Source organism: Caballeronia sp. A2-2, assembly GCF_057612605.2.
Map to the genome: position 1 here is coordinate 129,169 of NZ_JBVFIR010000004.1, position 15,791 is coordinate 144,959.

The window sequence follows — 15,791 nt, forward strand, 5'->3', positions numbered from 1 at the left end:
ATGACCGCGTTTTTGAGGTCGCTTAAACGTCGTCCCTCACGGTTCTTCAACACGTTGTTCGGGCGCACGGCGCTCATTTCCATCCTCGTGCTGCTGATCCTGCAACTCGGATGGTTCGCCATCCTGATGAGTCAGGGCCGCCGCAACGAAGCCGATGGTTACGCACGCGGCCTGTTGCTCGTGCTCGAAGCCGCGCACAGCGATATCGCGCTGGATGGGCGTCTTGCGCGCGCCATGCATGTGCATATCGTGCCGGAATGGAACATGCCGAAGTCCATCGTGCTGAATCCGCCGAGCGGGTCGCGTCACGCGCATCTTGCGCGTCAGCTTGCGGATGGTTTGCCCGCGGGCACGCGTATCGCCTTCGATACGGATGCGCAGCGCACGTCGCGCATCTGGGTGCGCTATCCGGCAAGCGATCTGTGGATCGTCGCGCCTATCGATGTGCCGCATCCCGCGCCCTTCGTGCCGGAATCCGTGCTCATGTTGCTCGGCGCGGTGCTGCTTTCGTTAATCGCGACATGGCAATTGCAGCGCCCGCTCGCGCGCGTGGCGCAGGCGGCGCAGCGTTTCGGCGATGGCGAGCGGCCCACCGCCGTGATCGAACGCGGGCCGCGCGAGTTGCGTGAACTCATCGGCGCGTTCAACCGCATGATGCGCCGCGTGTCGGATGCCGAGGACGAGCGCACCGTCATGCTCGCGGGCGTCGCGCACGATCTGAAGGCGCCGCTCACGCGTATGCGGCTGCGGGCGAGCGTGTCGCACGGCGAGGGCGCCGCGACCCGCGCGGACACGTTGCGCGATATCGATTCGCTTACCCGCATCGTCCAGCAATTTCTGGAATTCGCGGCGCGCACGCCGGGCGACAGCACGGACAGCGGCGTGGATGATTTCATCGCCGAACAGTTTCCCGCGCCGGACGAGGGCGGCGACGCGCTCTTTCTGCTGTCGCGCGGCGCGGGCGATGCCTTCCGTTTGCCGCGCACGTTCATCGACCGGCTGATGACGAACTTGGTGGACAACGCGCTCGAACACGGTGAGCCGCCGGTGGAGATACGCACGGCGCGCATCGACGACGAATGGCTGATCGAGGTGCGCGACCACGGTCCGGGCATTCCCGACGAGCGGATCGAGGACGCGCTGCGGCCCTTCGTGCGGCTCGATCCCGCGCGCAACGGCGACGGACATTGCGGGCTGGGACTCGCGATCGTCGCGCGGCTGGCGCGCGAGCGCAACGGGCGCTGCGAGATCGGCAATGCGCCGGATGGCGGGCTGATCGTGCGCATCTATGTGCCGGTTTTCGACCGGCATGCGCGCGTGTCGAACCGGCCAATCTCTTACATCGATGCCGCGTGAGCGACGAGACATGGCCCTCACCTCGTTATCGCGCCGGACGTTTCTGAGCACGATTCTATGCGCGGGTCTCGTGTCCGCATGCGGCGGCGCATCCGACAACGACGATACATCCGCGACGCCAACGCTTCACTCGGTCGAAAACTTTCGCGACATGGCGGGCACGGGCGACGGCTACCCGACCGCCGATGGCCGTCGCGTCAAGCGCGGCGTGTTCTATCGTTCCGGCGCACTGATCGCTGACGATGCGGATGCCATCGCGCTCTCCGCGCTCTCGCTTCGCACCGTCCACGATCTGCGCACGGCAAGCGAGGTCACGCTCGCGCCGGATCGCGTGCTGGCGGGCGTCATGCGCGAGACGCATCCCATCGCGCCCATCGATGCAACCGCCGCCACGCCCGCCGATACCTTCGACGCCAGCGCGTGGATGATCGATCAGCAACGCCACCTGATCGGCGATCCGGCCGCGCGTGCGCAGTTCGGCGCGCTGCTGTCGCGGCTCGCGCAGACGGCGGGGCGGCAGGTCGTGCATGGATCGACGGGGAAGGACCGCACCGGCTGGGCGGCGGCGTTGATTCTGGCGATTGCGCAAGTGCCGCTCGATGTCATCATCCAGGATTACTTGCTGACGAACGTCGTCGCGCAGACGCAGATCGATGCGCGCATCACGGCGCATGCGGCGCTGCTCGGTGTCTCGCGGCAGACGGTGACACCGTTGCATCAGGCGCAGAGCGCGACCATCGAAGCTGCCTTCGACGAGATGCAAAAGCGCTTCGGCACCCTGAACGACTATCTGACGCAAGGCCTCGGGCTGGGACCGGAGGATATCGGCATGTTGCGGGCGAAATTAGCATCGTAAAAAACGGCTCGCCACGACACTCGTAGCGAGCCGAAAACGAGGACGCTGCCAAAGGCCTGCGCAGGTTATCACCGTGCTCTCGCGCCGCGCGCGTGGGGAAAGGCCGCGAAAGGAATGCGCATAACGCGGCCCGGACGCTTTGCAAGTGATTGTGGACGGAAAGCGACACGAACCGCGCGATTGATGCATCCGTCAGACGACATTAACGTGCCCGTAAAGTCGGACTGTTACGATACCGGCTCGTTCATCCTCATAGTTACCGAACTCATGAAAAAGGTCGTCCTCGCAGCTCTGGTTGCTGGTTCCACGTTGTTCGCCGCCGCTTCGGCATTCGCAGCACCGCATCATCACCACCCGGTTTGCCACAAGGTGAAGGTGCATCATCATTGGGAAAAGCGCTGCCATTAAGCGGGTTGGCGATACAGAAAGGCCCCGTGCATCGGTGATGACGGGGCCTTTCGTTTATGCGGACCTTTCTACCAAACCGCCTGACTCGTCAGCGCAAATTGCGTCAACTCTTTCCCGCGTTCAGGCCGCCCGTTGCGCGCCATCTGCCCGATGCTATCGACCATCGGCAATCCCAGTCCTTCGAGCCACGCGGACAAGCCGTATTCCACAGGCGTATCCACGCGCACGAACATGCCCGCATTCGATGCCAGCCAATAGCTGATCAACGCCTTCGCGCGACTTTGATCGGGCGCATCCGGCGCGATCACGGGGCCAATTACATGCCCGTCGCCAAACCGGCGAAACAGCGCAAACCCGAGCAACTCGCCTTCGCGATCCAGCGCAATCCCGCTCGACACTTCCAGCAGCTTCGGAATCAATTCCCCGCGATCCAACCCGCTCGCCCGCGATGCCAGATCGACCAGACGCGGCGTATCTTTCGCGCCGATGGGCCGCAGCCGCTCTCCCGGCGGCAGAGAAACGAGCGGCGGCTGAAACGCCGCGCCCTGATGCTGGTTGATCGTGCCGATGGCGTCGAACCCGGCCTTCTGGCACATCGCGCGGCCATCGTCGGATGCGTGAATCAGCAGCAAACGCGAACCGCATTGCTCCGTCAACCGCTCCAAAAGCGCCCGTCCGATGCCGCGCCGCTGATACTCCGGCGACACGATGAACATGCCGAACGTCGCCGCCTGCGCACCGAAAGAAAACGCGAGCGCCGTGCCGATCAGCGCGCCGTTTGCATCGACGGCGGCGAAGCCCTTGCCCAGCCGCGCCGCGAAACGCCAGTCGTCCGCGCGATGCCGCCATTTCACCGACGCCGATAACGCGTGCGCCGCGGGAATGTCGTCGGGCGTGAAGGCGCGGTAGGTCACCGCAGCGGGGTTCACGCCGGTCTTGCTTGAGTCGGGCACGCCGGCCTCCTCGGGTTTCGACAGTTATCGTGACTCTGACATCGCCCGCGCCGCGTGGCTAGGACGATCCTCCTGTTTCGTGGTGCAACGCAAAAGCAGGCGTAAGCGCGTGCAGAACGCGCACATTCTGCTGTCCCGGCAATTTTGTCGGCGCAATATGCCGCGCCTTCGGACCTACGATTTCACCATGACATCGCATTCTGGAGACTCACGCACATGAACAAGTTCGATCCCGCGAGCATCGTCGTCAAGAGCGGGCATTTCATCGGCGGCGAACTGATCGATGCAGGCGCGTCGCGTATCGAAGTCACGCGCCCATCGGATGGCGTGGTGTACGCCTCCGTTCCCGTCGCCGACGAAGCGATGATCGATTACGCCGTGCAGAACGCGTGGAACGCCTTTAAAAAGAGCGACTGGGCACGCCGCGCCCCGCGCGAACGCGCCCGCGTATTGCGCAAATGGGCCGATCTCGTTGAGCAGGACGCCGCCACGCTCGCGCCGCTCGAAGCGCTCGGCTCCACGCGCCCGATTCGCGACGCGTTCAACTGGGACGTGCCGTTCACCGCCGAAGGCATCCGCTTCTATGCGGAATTCGCGGACAAGATCGGCGGCGAAGTGGCGGCGACGGATCACCGGCATCTGGGAATGACGATTGCCGAGCCGTATGGCGTGATCGGCGCCATTGCTCCGTGGAATTTTCCGCTGGTGATGGCGTCGTGGAAGATCGCGCCCGCGCTTGCCGCTGGCAACGCGGTCGTGCTCAAGCCTTCGGAGATGACGCCGTTTTCCGTGCTGCGCCTCGCGCAACTCGCCATCGACGCAGGCGTGCCGCCGGGCATCTTCAACGTCGTTCAGGGCGATGGCCGCATCACCGGTGACGCGCTCGTGCGGCATCCGCGCATCGCCAAGGTGACGTTCACCGGCTCCACGCGCACCGGCGCGGCGATCATGGCGGCGTGCGCGGAAACGGGCACCAAGCCCGTCACGCTCGAACTCGGCGGGAAAAGTCCGCAAATCGTTTTCGCCGATGCCCCGCGTATCGACGAAGTGGCACGCCGCATCGCGGGCGCGATCACGGGCAACGCGGGGCAAGTGTGCGTGGCGGGCTCGCGGCTTCTGGTCGAACGTTCGGTCGCGGATGCGCTGACGGATCGCATCGCGCATGCATTCGCCGAACTCAAGGCCGGACCGACATGGACCGAAGGCACGACGCTCCCGCCGATCATCTCGGAGACGCAGGCGCAACGCATCGACGCCATCGTGCAGCGGAGCGTCGCAGGCGGCGCGACGTTGCGCACCGGCGGCCGCCGCGCCGATGCCGCGACGCCCGGCGCGTTCTATGCGCCCACGCTCTTATGCGACGTCACGCCCGAGACAGACGCCGTGCGTCAGGAAATCTTCGGCCCGGTCCTCACCGTGCAGACCTTCGACACGGAAGAAGAAGCGCTCGCTTTGGCCGCGCACGCCGAATACGGTCTGGCGGCGGGCGTCCACACAGCCGACATCGGACGCGCCCTGCGCCTGGTACGCGGCATCGAGGCGGGCACCGTCTGGGTGAACCGCTACGGCCGCACCAGCGATTTCGTGATTCCCACGGGCGGCTACAAGCGCTCGGGCATCGGCAAGGATCTCGGCAAGCAAGCGTACGAGGCCAATCTGCGCTTCAAGAGCGTGCTCATCGATACAGAAAGCTGACACCGCATTTTGTGCTGCGGGCGGCCGTGAAAACGCATCGGATATGTCGCCCGCCCGCATGGATTCGACGCAAGCCGGTATTTTTGCCCTGTTCAAATTCTCTTAACGCAACGCGTTTTTCTCTTTCAGCCAACGAACTCCAATGCGGGTTCATTCAACGACAGGATAGACACCATGATCGATTTCGAGCCGAAGTACATCACGTTCGACTGCTACGGCACGCTGACGAAATTCCGCATGGCGGACATGGCGCGCGAGATGTACGGCGACCGTCTGCACGGCGCGGAACTGGAGCAGTTCGTCGCGTTCTTCGCGGGTTATCGCCGCGATGAAGTGCTTGGCGCGTGGAAGCCGTATCGCGACGTGATCGTCAATTCGGTGCGCCGTGCGTGTGCGCGCATGAACATCGAATTCAAGGAATCCGAAGCGGAACAGTATTACCTCGCCGTGCCGACGTGGGGGCCGCATCCGGACGTGCCGGAAGGTCTGTCGCGTCTGGCGAAGAAGTACAAGCTGGTGATTCTCTCGAACGCATCGAACGATCAGATTCAAAGCAACGTCGATAAGCTCGGTGCGCCGTTCCATCGCGTGTTCACGGCGCAGCAGGCGCAGTCGTACAAGCCGCGCATGCAAGGCTTCGAGTACATGTTCAACGAACTCGGCTGCAAACCGGAAGACGTGCTGCACGTGTCGTCGAGCCTGCGTTATGACCTGATGACCGCGCACGACATGGGCATCAAGCACAAGGCGTTCGTCAAGCGCGGCCACGAGCCGAGCACGCCGTATTACGACTACGTGGAAGTGGACACCATCGGCGATCTCGCCACGCAACTCGGTCTTTGATTCTCCTTCCCCACGCGAGCGACGCCGATGAAACTCGATTCCTACTGGCTCGATACCGCGCCCGCCATGACCTCGGCGTGCGAAGGCCCGGTGGAAGGACAAGCCGATGTCGCCGTGATCGGCGGCGGCTTCACGGGCCTGTCGGCGGCGCTCGCGCTGGGAAGACGTGGCGCGTCGGTGGTTGTGCTCGATGCGGGCCGCATCGGCGGCGGTGCATCCGGGCGCAACGGCGGCCAGTGCAATACCGGCGTCGCGCAGGATTACGCGGCGCTGCGCGCGCAGCTCGGCGTTCAGCGCGCGCAAGGCTGTTATCGCGCGTATGCGGCGGCGGTGGATACCGTCGAGCGGTTGATTCGCGAGGAGGGCATCGATTGCGATTACCTCGCGTCAGGCAAGCTCAAGCTCGCGGCGAAGGCGCATCACCTCGAACATATCGCGAAGACTGCCGAACTGATCCGGCGTGAAGTCGATCCGGATGTCGCGCTGCTCGACCGCGAACAGGTCCGCAGCGAAGTGCATAGCGATGTCTTTCACGGCGGCCTGCTGCAACGTCACGGCGGTCAGATGCACATGGGCAAGTTCGCCGTGGGTCTGGCGAAGGCGGCGGCGAGCAAGGGCGCGCGGCTGTACGAGCATGCGGAAGTCACGGGCATCGCGAAGGAAGGCGGCGGGTATCGTATCGACACGAAGCGCGGCAGCGTGCGCGCGAAGCAGGTGTTGATCGCGACCGGTCCGTCGAAACACGGCCCGTTCGCGTGGTATCGGCGCAGGCTGGCGCCGGTCGGGTCGTTCATCGTGGTGACGCAGCCCTTGCCCGAAGCGACGCTCGCGCAACTCGTGCCGAACCGCCGCTCGTACACCACGAGCCGCCTGATGCACAACTACTTCCGCGTGACGCCCGACTCGCGCTTGCTGATGGGCGGCCGCGCACGCTTCACCGCCTCCGAGCGCCCGTCGGATGCGAAAAGCGGCCGCATCCTGCAAGCCAATCTCGCGGCGATTTTCCCGAGTCTTGCGGATGCGCGCATCGACTATTGCTGGGGTGGTCTGGTGGATATCACCGCAGACCGCTTGCCACGCGCGGGCCAGCACGACGGCATCTATTACTCGATGGGCTACAGCGGCCACGGCACGCAGATGTCCACGCACATGGGCCAGGTCATGGCCGACGTGATGGACGGCAACGAAGCCGCGAACCCGTGGCGCGATTTCGACTGGCCCGCCATTCCGGGCCATACGGGCAAGCCATGGTTTCTGCCGCTGGTCGGCGCGTATTACTCGATCAAAGACGTTTTCTATTGAATATCGAAGCAAAAGAGAGGCAGCCGGAAAGCCCGAGCTGTCCTAACGAATCAGCCCCTTTGAAGCGGAGAAGTCCATGAGCATCGATCGATCGACTGAAGCAGTGGCCCACGCCGATGCCGGCACACGGCTCGAAGAACTGACGCGGCGCGGTGCGTCGCGTCGCAGTGTGCTGCGTGCGATGGCCGCGGGCGGCCTCATGTCGGTGACGGGCGCGGGCCTGCTGTCGGCGAGCGGCGCGGCGCTCGCGCAAGCCAAGCCGAAGCAGGGCGGCCGCATTCGCGTGGCGACGCAATCGTCATCCGCCGCCGATACGCTCGACCCGGCCAAGGGCGCGCTCGGCACCGACTACGTGCGCGGCTTCATGTTCTACAGCGGCTTGACGGAACTGGATTCGCACCTCGGCGCGAAGATGGCACTGGCCGATTCGCTCGACACGAAAGATGCCACCGTGTGGGTGGTCAAGCTCAAGAGCGGCGTGCAGTTCCACGACGGCAAGGCGCTCACGCCCAACGACGTGATCTTCTCGCTGATGCGCCATAAAGACCCGGCGATTGGCTCGAAAGCCAAAACGCTCGCCGACCAATTCAAGGAAATCAAGGCCACCGGCCCGAACGAAGTCACCATCACGCTGACAGGTGCGAACGCCGACTTGCCGGTGATTCTCGCGGATTCGCACTTCCTCATCATCAAGGACGGCACGACCGACTTCAAGACGGCGGTCGGCACGGGTCCGTTCAAGGTCAAGGAATTCACGCCGGGCGTGCGCACGGTCGGCGTGCGCAACGAGAAGTACTGGAAGCCGGGCATGCCGCATCTGGACGAAGTGGAACTGATCGGTATCGGCGACGAACCGGCGCGCGTGAATGCGCTGCTCTCCGGCGACGTGCAACTCATCAACGCGGTGAGCGCGCGTTCGACCGACCGCATCAAGGGCACGCAAGGTTTTGCCGTGCTGGAAACGAAGACCGGTCAGTACACCGACCTCATCATGCGCGATGAAGGCGGCATTACCGGCACCACGGATTTCCGTCGCGGCATGATGTACCTCATGGACCGCGAGCAGATGCGCAAGACCATCTTCCGTGGCTATGGCGCGATCGGCAACGATCAGCCGATCGATCCGACCAACAAGTACTTCATGGCGGGCCTGCCGCAGCGCGCCTTCGATCCCGACAAGGCGAAGTCGTACTTCCAGAAGGCGAAGATCGGCAGCGCGCCGGTGCAGTTGTTCGCCTCGCCCGCCGCCGAAGGTTCGGTCGAAATGGCGATGCTGCTCCAGCAAGTCGCGCCGCAAGCGGGCCTGAATCTTCAGGTCACGCGCGTGCCCGCCGATGGCTACTGGTCGAACCACTGGATGAAGCATCCGCTGGGCTTCGGCAACATCAATGCGCGCCCGAGCGCGGACGTCATCTTCACGCAGTTTTTCAAGTCCGATGCCCCGTGGAACGAAGCCAACTGGAAGAACACGCAGTTCGATCAGATGCTCGTCACCGCGCGCGGCGAACCGGACGACGCGAAGCGCAAGAAGATCTACGGCGACATGCAGCAACTCGTGCACGAAGACGGCGGCGTGGGCATCCCCATGTTCCAGAGTTCGCTCGATGCCTACACCAGCAAGCTCAAGGGCCTCGGCTCCATTCCGCTCGCCGGTCTGATGGGCTTCATGTTCGCGGAGAACGTGTGGCTGGAAGCCTGATCGCATGAAAAGACGCGCGCGGTGCGATGTGTGATTCGTGCCGCGCGCGATGTCGAAACCTCCCACGAAGGAGGCGATTCCCCATGAAAGCACACGCGCAAAGACTCATCCTCGCGCGACTGGGACTCACGCTGCTGACTTTGCTGATCGTGTCGGCGGTGGTGTTCCTGATCACTGGTCTCTTGCCCGGAGACGCCGCGCAACAGGCGCTGGGCCAGGCGGCCACGCCCGAACAGGTGACCGCGCTGCGTCATCAGTACGGTCTCGATCAACCGGCCGTCACGCGCTACGTCCACTGGCTGGTGCATGTGGTGAGCGGCAACTTCGGCACGTCGCTGTCGAACAACCTGCCGGTGAGCGATCTGATCGCGACGCGTCTGCCGAACTCGCTGGTGCTGGCCGGTCTCACGACCATCGTGTCCGTGCCGTTGGCGCTGGTGATCGGCATCGTCTCGGCGATGTATCGCGGCTCGCTGCTCGACCGCACGCTCAACGTGCTCACGCTCTCGACGGTGGCCGTGCCCGAGTTTCTCGTCGCCACCATCGCGGTGCTGATTTTCGCGGTGAAGCTGCGCTGGCTGCCCGCGCTGTCTTATCTCTCGGATGTGTCGTCGTTCGGCGCGCTGCTGCGCATCTACGCCATGCCGGTGATGACGCTGTGCTGCGTGATCGTCGCGCAGATGGCGCGCATGACGCGGGCGGCGGTGCTCGATCAGCTCGGTTCGTCGTATGTGGAAATGGCCTTGCTGAAGGGCGCGTCGCCGGTGCGCGTGGTCATGCGGCATGTGTTGCCGAACACCATCGGTCCGATTGCGAATGCGGTCGCATTGAGCTTGTCGTATCTGTTCGGCGGCGTGGTGATCGTCGAATCGATCTTCAATTATCCCGGTCTCGCGAGCCTCATGGTCGATGCCGTCACCAACCGCGACATGCCGCTCGTGCAGGGCTGCGTGATGGTGTTCTGCGTGGCGTATCTCGTGCTCGTGCTGATTGCCGACCTGTGTCAGATCGTATCCAACCCGAGGCTGCGTCAACGATGAACGACAACGTTACTCACGCCTCGACCGTGTTCTACGCGACCGACGAGGACAAGAAGCCCTGCTCCGACATGCCGCAGGAAGAACTGGCACAAGCGCCCGCAGCCGAACTGAAACGCGGCCCGGTCAGGCGCTTTCTGCGCCGCTTTTCCGTGCTCGGGCTGATCGGTCTTTTCCTTGTCGTGTTCTGGGTGCTGGTGGCCTTCGTCGGGCCGGTCGTCGCGCCGTATAAAGGCGGCGCGTTCACCTCGACGGAAGTGTTCGGCTCGTACAGCCCGGCGCATTTGCTCGGCACCGATTATCTCGGCCGCGACATGCTGAGCCGCATTCTCTACGGCACGCAGTACACGGTCGGCCTCGCGCTCGCCGCGACGGTGCTGGCGAGCGTCATCGGCACGTTCTTCGGGTTGCTCGCAGCCGTCTCGAACCGCTGGGTCGATGAAGTCCTGAGCCGCCTGTTCGATGCGCTCATCTCCATTCCGAGCAAGATTCTCGCGCTGGTGGTGATCGCCGCGTTCGGCTCGTCCATTCCCATGCTGATGATGGTCGCCGCGCTCGCCTACATTCCCGGCGCGTTCCGCATCTCACGTTCGCTTGCCGTCAATCTGATGACGCTCGAATACGTGCAGGTGGCCCGCGCACGCGGCGAAAAGCTGTTCTACATCGCACGCGTGGAAGTGCTACCCAACATGATTCATCCGATGCTCGCGGACTTCGGCCTGCGCTTCGTCTATATCGTGCTGTTGCTGAGCGGCCTGAGCTTTCTGGGGCTGGGCGTGCAGCCGCCGAACGCGGACTGGGGATCGCTCGTGCGCGAGAACATCGGCGGGTTGGCGGAAGGCGCGCCTGCCGTGCTGATGCCAGCGGTCGCCATCGCCACGCTGACGGTTGGCGTGAATCTCTTGATCGACAGCCTGCGCCGCCACGGTGCGCGCTCGCACGGAGGCTGACATGAACACCACGGCGAACATGATCGAAGTGAAGGGCCTGCGCGTGGTCGCGGGACGCGCGCCCGATCCGGTGATCGAGATCGTGAAGGGCGTCGATTTCTCGGTGAAGAAGGGCGAAGTGCTCGCGCTCATCGGCGAATCGGGGTCGGGCAAGACGACGATCGCGCTGTCCTTGCTGGGGCATGCGCGCGGCGGCTGTTCGATCGCGGGCGGTTCGGTGATGATCGGCGATGTCGATGTGCTTTCCCTCGATGAAAAAGGCCGTCGCGCGTTGCGGGCGCGCACAGTGGCTTATGTCGCGCAGAGCGCATCCGCAGGCTTCAATCCGGCGCGCACGATCATGGATCAGGTGACCGAGCCCGCGTTGTTGCACAAGCTCATGACGCCCGCTGCCGCGCGTGAGAAAGCCATCGGTTTGTTTCGTGCGCTGGCGTTGCCGTCGGCGGAAAGCATCGGCGAGCGGTATCCGCATCAGGTGTCGGGCGGGCAATTGCAACGGCTCATGGCGGCGATGGCGCTCATCACCGATCCCGCCGTCGTCGTGTTCGACGAACCCACGACCGCGCTCGACGTGACCACGCAAATCGAAGTGCTCGCCGCGTTCAAGCGCGTGATACGCGAACTCGGCACGACTGCCGTGTATGTGTCGCACGATCTGGCCGTGGTCGCGCAGATGGCGGACCGCATCGTCGTGCTCAATGGCGGACGCGTGCGCGAGAACGGCGCGACCGCGCAAGTGCTGGATGCCCCTGCCGATGACTACACGCGTCAACTGCTCGCGGCCACACGCCGCCCTGACGTGGAACTCGCCACGCCCGACGGCCAGCACGACACGCCGCTGCTCGAAATCCGCAATCTGAGCGCGGGCTATGGACGCATCGACGCCAACGGCGTGCCTGCCGTGCGTGTGCTCGATGACGTGAGCCTGAAGATCGCGCGCGGCGCGACGCTCGGTGTGATCGGCGAATCCGGTTCGGGGAAGACGACGCTGGCGCGCGTGGTCGCGGGCCTCGTGGACCGTGCGCGCGGCGACGTGTTGCTCGACGGCAAGCCGCTGCCCGCGAAGCTCTCCGAACGCACGCTCGATCAATACCGCCGCGTGCAGATCGTGTTCCAGAACGCGGATACCGCGCTGAACCCGAGCCGCACCATCGCCGATATTCTCGCGCGGCCGATGAATTTCTATCACGGCCTGCGCGGCGCGGCGGCGCAAAAGCGCATGCTGGAACTGCTCGATCTCGTGAAGCTGCCTGCCTCGATTGCGAAGCGTCAGCCGGGCGGTTTGTCGGGCGGACAGAAGCAGCGCGTGAATCTGGCGCGCGCGCTCGCGGCCCAGCCCGATCTCATTCTCTGCGATGAAGTCACTTCCGCGCTCGATACGGTCGTCGGCGCGGCCATTCTCGATCTGCTCGCGGAATTGCGGCGCGAACTGAACGTGTCGTACATGTTCATCAGCCATGACATTTCGACGGTGCGCGCCATCTGCGATGAAGTCATCGTGTTGTATGCGGGTCAGTGCGTGGAAGCCGGCCAGCGCGATGCGCTCACGCATCCGCCGTATCACCCGTACACCGGTTTGCTCGTGGATTCGGTACCCGAACTTCGTCAAGGCTGGCTCGATTCGCGATGCGCCACAGCGGTGAGCGCGTTGCCCGTGCTCGGCGCGGAAAGCGGCACGCCGGAGTTGTGCAGCTTCCGTTCGCGTTGCGCGGCGCGCATCGACGGCAAGTGCAATGTCACGCCGCCATCGAAGAAGAAGCTGCCGGGCGGCGCGGAAATTTTGTGCCATCACTCGGCGGCGGATCTCATGCGCATGCAATCGACGGACACGGTGGCGGCATGAACGGACGTTTCGTGAGAGTCGCGGAGAAAAACCGCGAGACCTTCGAGATCGTGATCGACGGACGCCGGACGCTCGCGGCCAAAGGCGACACGCTGATGGTCGCCTTGCTCACCGCGCAGGACACGCTGCGTGATTCCGAATTCGGCGATGGCCGCCGCGCCGGTTTCTGCGCGATGGGCGCATGTCAGGACTGCTGGGTGTGGACCGCGAGCGGCGAGCGCGTGCGAGCGTGCACGACGCAGGCGGTTGCGGGCATGTCCATCGTCACGCGTATCGCGTCGCTCGGGGAGGGCACATGGCCGCACGCGTGATCGTCATCGGTGCGGGACCGGCGGGCGTGCGCGCGGCGCAGGCGTTGGTGCAGGCGGGCTTGCGTCCCATCGTGATCGATGAAGGGCGGCGCGATGGCGGGCAGATTTATCGTCGTCAGCCGGAGGGTTTCACGCGCACTTATGAAACCTTGTACGGAACCGAGGCGCAGCGTGCGCGCGCCTTGCACGAAGACTTCGATGCGTTGCGTGCGCAGATCGAATATCTGCCGGATACGCTCGTGTGGAACATCGCGCCGAACGCGGTGCATGTGGCGACGGGCACGCGGCATCGCGAGATCGCGTTCGATGCGCTGATCGTGTGCAGCGGCGCGACCGATCGTGTGATGCCCGTGCCGGGATGGCATCACGCGGGCGCGTACAGTCTGGGCGGCGCGCAGGTCGCGCTTAAATCGCAGGGCTGCGCAATCGGCTCGCGCGTGACGATGATGGGCAGCGGGCCGTTGCTTTACCTCGTCGCCGCGCAGTATGTGAAAGCGGGCGCGACGGTCGCTGCGGTACTCGATACATCCACGTTCGCGCAGCGAGTGCGCGCGTTGCCGCAATTGCTGGCGATTCCTTCGACGTTATGGAAAGGCATCGCGTTGATGCGTGTTTTGAAGCGTGTGCCGGTGCATCTTGGCATCACGCCTGTGGCAATTGATGGCGCGGCGGAACACGGCGTCACGGGCGTTCGCGTGAAGCAGGCGAATGGCACGACGCTGGAAGTCAAGTGCGATGCCGTCGCGCTCGGCTATCACCTGCGCTCGGAAACGCAGCTCGCCGATTTGGCAGGCTGCGAGTTCCACTTCGATCAGGCCTTGCAGCAATGGCTTCCCCGCGCCGATGAAGACGGCCGCAGCAGCGTGCAAAACGTCTATCTCGCAGGCGACGGCGCACGCGTGCGCGGCGCGGATGCCGCCGAACGTTCGGGACGTCTTGCTGCGCTCGCGGTGCTGAAAGACCAAAAGGTCACGGACAACGCAAACGAAATCGCGACATTGCGCGCCCAACTCGCCCGTTTCACGCGATTCGCCGCTGGCTTGCGCACCGCGTTCCCGTGGCCCGCGAAGTTCGCCGCCACCTTGCCCAACGAAACCATCGTCTGCCGATGCGAAGCCATCACCGCAGGCGAACTCAGGCGCGTCGTCAACGAGATGGGCGCGCGGGAAGCGAATCGCGCGAAGGCGTTTTCGCGCGTCGGCATGGGCCGATGTCAGGGGCGTTTCTGCGCGCACGCGGGCGCTGAAGTAATCGCCGCCGAAGCACGCGTGCCGCTCGAAGCGGTCGGGCGGTTGCGCGGACAAGCCCCCGTCAAACCTTTGCCGATGACGCTCTCACCACGCACCACAGACGCACAAAAGGAGTTGAGCGAATGACCGAACGCGCCGATGTGATCGTGATCGGCGGCGGCATCGTCGGCACGACGACCGCGTTTTTTCTCGCGCGCCGCAAGCGTTCGGTGATCGTGCTCGAACGCGGCTTGACCGGGCAGCAGGCATCCGGCGTGAACTTCGGCGGCGTGCGTCGTCAAGGGCGCGCGTTGTCGCAACTCGCGATGTCCAATCGTGCGCTCGAAACGTGGCGCAATTCACGCGAACTGCTGGGCGAGGACGTCGAGTTTCTCGCATCGGGACACACGCGTGTGGCGTATCACGCGCATGACGTGGCTTACTTTCATCGCTATGCAGAAGAAGCGCGCGCTTATGGTTTGAGTCTCGATGTGCTCGAAGGCCGCGCCATGTTCGAACGCTTTCCGTTCCTTGGCCGCGATGTGCTGGCCGCATCCATTTCCCCGCTCGATGGTCATGCGAATCCGCGTCTGGCCGCGCCTGCGTTCGGGCGTGCGGCGGCGCGGCTGGGTGCGCGCATCGTCGAGAATACGGAAGTGGTGCGCGTGGAAAAGGAAGCGGGCGGTTTTCGCGTGGAAAGCGCGACGGGCGATGTCTATCGCGCGGAACAAGTGCTGATTTGCGCGGGCGCCTGGGCCGATACGCTCTCCACGCAATTCGGCGAACCCGTGCCGCTCGAAGCGCGCGGCCCGCAAATGGCGGTGACAGAACCCGTGCCCTACGTCTTCAAGCATTCGATGGGCGTCTATACCTCCGTGAAAGCCGAAAGCGTGTACTTCCGGCAGATTCCGCGCGGCAATATCGTGCTCGGCGGCGGCCCGGCCGGTCCCGCTGATGCCACCACGCGTCGCGCCTCCGTGCTGCCAGAAAACACCCTCGCGCAAATGGCGCAGTTCCGCCGTCTGGTGCCCGCGTTCGGCCCGCTGCATGTGATTCGCGTATGGAGTGGCGTCGAAAGTTATCTGCCGGACTACGAACCGGTGATCGGTCCAAGCTCGACAACAGATGGCCTGTTCTACGCGTTCGGTTTCAGCGGCTCCGGTTTTCAAATCGGCCCGGGCGTCGGCGAAACGCTCGCCGAATTGCTCGACACGGGCAGCACGCCCATTCCGCTCGATTCGTTTTCCATCCGACGCTTTCAGCGCGCCGCATCGACCTGCGCGGAATCCGTCACATCAGAGACCTGATG

Annotated in this window: 14 protein-coding genes; 13 read left to right on the plus strand and 1 reads right to left on the minus strand. The window is 64.4% G+C overall.

The window, feature by feature from the left end; genetic code table 11:
- The 3 genes from ACZCWR_RS31515 to ACZCWR_RS31525 all read left to right on the plus strand — a co-directional run bounded on the left by ACZCWR_RS31515 (position 1) and on the right by ACZCWR_RS31525 (position 2,620).
- Positions 1-1,356: an ATP-binding protein gene (locus ACZCWR_RS31515; RefSeq protein WP_487306826.1), complete on the plus strand. Its 1,356-nt coding sequence runs from the start codon at positions 1-3 to the stop codon at positions 1,354-1,356.
- Positions 1,357-1,366: 10 nt separating this feature from the next.
- Entirely contained in the window at positions 1,367-2,212 is an 846-nt protein-coding gene (locus ACZCWR_RS31520) for a tyrosine-protein phosphatase (RefSeq protein ID WP_487306604.1), read from the plus strand.
- A 267-nt stretch (positions 2,213-2,479) separates the two neighbouring features.
- Positions 2,480-2,620 (plus strand): hypothetical protein, encoded by a 141-nt coding sequence (locus ACZCWR_RS31525; protein WP_487306605.1) that lies wholly within the window; start codon positions 2,480-2,482, stop codon positions 2,618-2,620.
- Between the two features lie 68 nt (positions 2,621-2,688).
- Here the strand turns inward: ACZCWR_RS31525 and ACZCWR_RS31530 are convergent, their stop codons facing one another.
- Positions 2,689-3,573 carry a GNAT family N-acetyltransferase gene (locus ACZCWR_RS31530; protein WP_487306606.1) on the minus strand — a complete coding sequence of 295 codons (885 nt, stop codon included), beginning with the start codon at positions 3,571-3,573 and terminating at the stop codon, positions 2,689-2,691.
- Between the two features lie 216 nt (positions 3,574-3,789).
- Here ACZCWR_RS31530 and ACZCWR_RS31535 point away from each other — a divergent pair, with 216 nt between their 5' ends.
- The 10 genes from ACZCWR_RS31535 (at position 3,790) to ACZCWR_RS31580 (ending at position 15,789) form a co-directional block, all read left to right on the plus strand.
- A complete protein-coding gene (locus ACZCWR_RS31535; RefSeq protein ID WP_487306607.1) occupies positions 3,790-5,268 on the plus strand; it encodes an aldehyde dehydrogenase family protein in 1,479 nt (492 codons plus the stop codon).
- Between the two features lie 174 nt (positions 5,269-5,442).
- A complete protein-coding gene (locus tag ACZCWR_RS31540; protein ID WP_487306608.1) occupies positions 5,443-6,111 on the plus strand; it encodes a haloacid dehalogenase type II in 669 nt (222 codons plus the stop codon).
- Between the two features lie 27 nt (positions 6,112-6,138).
- Complete coding sequence (locus tag ACZCWR_RS31545) at positions 6,139-7,413, plus strand: NAD(P)/FAD-dependent oxidoreductase (protein ID WP_487306609.1); 1,275 nt, start codon at positions 6,139-6,141, stop codon at positions 7,411-7,413.
- A gap of 76 nt (positions 7,414-7,489) precedes the next feature.
- A complete protein-coding gene (locus ACZCWR_RS31550) occupies positions 7,490-9,112 on the plus strand; it encodes an ABC transporter substrate-binding protein (RefSeq protein WP_487306610.1) in 1,623 nt (540 codons plus the stop codon).
- A gap of 83 nt (positions 9,113-9,195) precedes the next feature.
- Positions 9,196-10,152, plus strand: coding sequence for an ABC transporter permease (locus tag ACZCWR_RS31555; protein WP_487306611.1), 957 nt, complete (start codon positions 9,196-9,198; stop codon positions 10,150-10,152).
- Positions 10,149-11,099: an ABC transporter permease gene (locus ACZCWR_RS31560; protein WP_487306612.1), complete on the plus strand. Its 951-nt coding sequence runs from the start codon at positions 10,149-10,151 to the stop codon at positions 11,097-11,099. Before ACZCWR_RS31555 ends, ACZCWR_RS31560 begins: the two co-directional genes overlap by 4 nt.
- Position 11,100: 1 nt before the next feature.
- Positions 11,101-12,942 carry an ABC transporter ATP-binding protein gene (locus ACZCWR_RS31565; RefSeq protein ID WP_487306613.1) on the plus strand — a complete coding sequence of 614 codons (1,842 nt, stop codon included), beginning with the start codon at positions 11,101-11,103 and terminating at the stop codon, positions 12,940-12,942.
- The gene (locus ACZCWR_RS31570; protein ID WP_487306614.1) at positions 12,939-13,253 is read left to right on the plus strand and encodes a (2Fe-2S)-binding protein; all 315 of its coding nucleotides are present in this window, start codon (positions 12,939-12,941) and stop codon (positions 13,251-13,253) included. Before ACZCWR_RS31565 ends, ACZCWR_RS31570 begins: the two co-directional genes overlap by 4 nt.
- Positions 13,238-14,629 carry an FAD/NAD(P)-dependent oxidoreductase gene (locus ACZCWR_RS31575; protein ID WP_487306615.1) on the plus strand — a complete coding sequence of 464 codons (1,392 nt, stop codon included), beginning with the start codon at positions 13,238-13,240 and terminating at the stop codon, positions 14,627-14,629. Before ACZCWR_RS31570 ends, ACZCWR_RS31575 begins: the two co-directional genes overlap by 16 nt.
- Positions 14,626-15,789 carry an NAD(P)/FAD-dependent oxidoreductase gene (locus ACZCWR_RS31580; protein WP_487306616.1) on the plus strand — a complete coding sequence of 388 codons (1,164 nt, stop codon included), beginning with the start codon at positions 14,626-14,628 and terminating at the stop codon, positions 15,787-15,789. Before ACZCWR_RS31575 ends, ACZCWR_RS31580 begins: the two co-directional genes overlap by 4 nt.
- Positions 15,790-15,791: the final 2 nt, after the last annotated feature.

Excerpts from the sequence above, each read along its gene's own strand:
- ACZCWR_RS31515 (WP_487306826.1), top strand. The coding sequence starts at position 1 with ATGACCGCGTTTTTGAGGTCGCTTAAACGTCGTCCCTCACGGTTCTTC.
- ACZCWR_RS31520 (WP_487306604.1), top strand. The coding sequence starts at position 1,367 with ATGGCCCTCACCTCGTTATCGCGCCGGACGTTTCTGAGCACGATTCTA.
- ACZCWR_RS31525 (WP_487306605.1), top strand. The coding sequence starts at position 2,480 with ATGAAAAAGGTCGTCCTCGCAGCTCTGGTTGCTGGTTCCACGTTGTTC.
- ACZCWR_RS31535 (WP_487306607.1), top strand. The coding sequence starts at position 3,790 with ATGAACAAGTTCGATCCCGCGAGCATCGTCGTCAAGAGCGGGCATTTC.
- ACZCWR_RS31540 (WP_487306608.1), top strand. The coding sequence starts at position 5,443 with ATGATCGATTTCGAGCCGAAGTACATCACGTTCGACTGCTACGGCACG.
- ACZCWR_RS31545 (WP_487306609.1), top strand. The coding sequence starts at position 6,139 with ATGAAACTCGATTCCTACTGGCTCGATACCGCGCCCGCCATGACCTCG.
- ACZCWR_RS31550 (WP_487306610.1), top strand. The coding sequence starts at position 7,490 with ATGAGCATCGATCGATCGACTGAAGCAGTGGCCCACGCCGATGCCGGC.
- ACZCWR_RS31555 (WP_487306611.1), top strand. The coding sequence starts at position 9,196 with ATGAAAGCACACGCGCAAAGACTCATCCTCGCGCGACTGGGACTCACG.
- ACZCWR_RS31560 (WP_487306612.1), top strand. The coding sequence starts at position 10,149 with ATGAACGACAACGTTACTCACGCCTCGACCGTGTTCTACGCGACCGAC.
- ACZCWR_RS31565 (WP_487306613.1), top strand. The coding sequence starts at position 11,101 with ATGAACACCACGGCGAACATGATCGAAGTGAAGGGCCTGCGCGTGGTC.
- ACZCWR_RS31570 (WP_487306614.1), top strand. The coding sequence starts at position 12,939 with ATGAACGGACGTTTCGTGAGAGTCGCGGAGAAAAACCGCGAGACCTTC.
- ACZCWR_RS31575 (WP_487306615.1), top strand. The coding sequence starts at position 13,238 with ATGGCCGCACGCGTGATCGTCATCGGTGCGGGACCGGCGGGCGTGCGC.
- ACZCWR_RS31580 (WP_487306616.1), top strand. The coding sequence starts at position 14,626 with ATGACCGAACGCGCCGATGTGATCGTGATCGGCGGCGGCATCGTCGGC.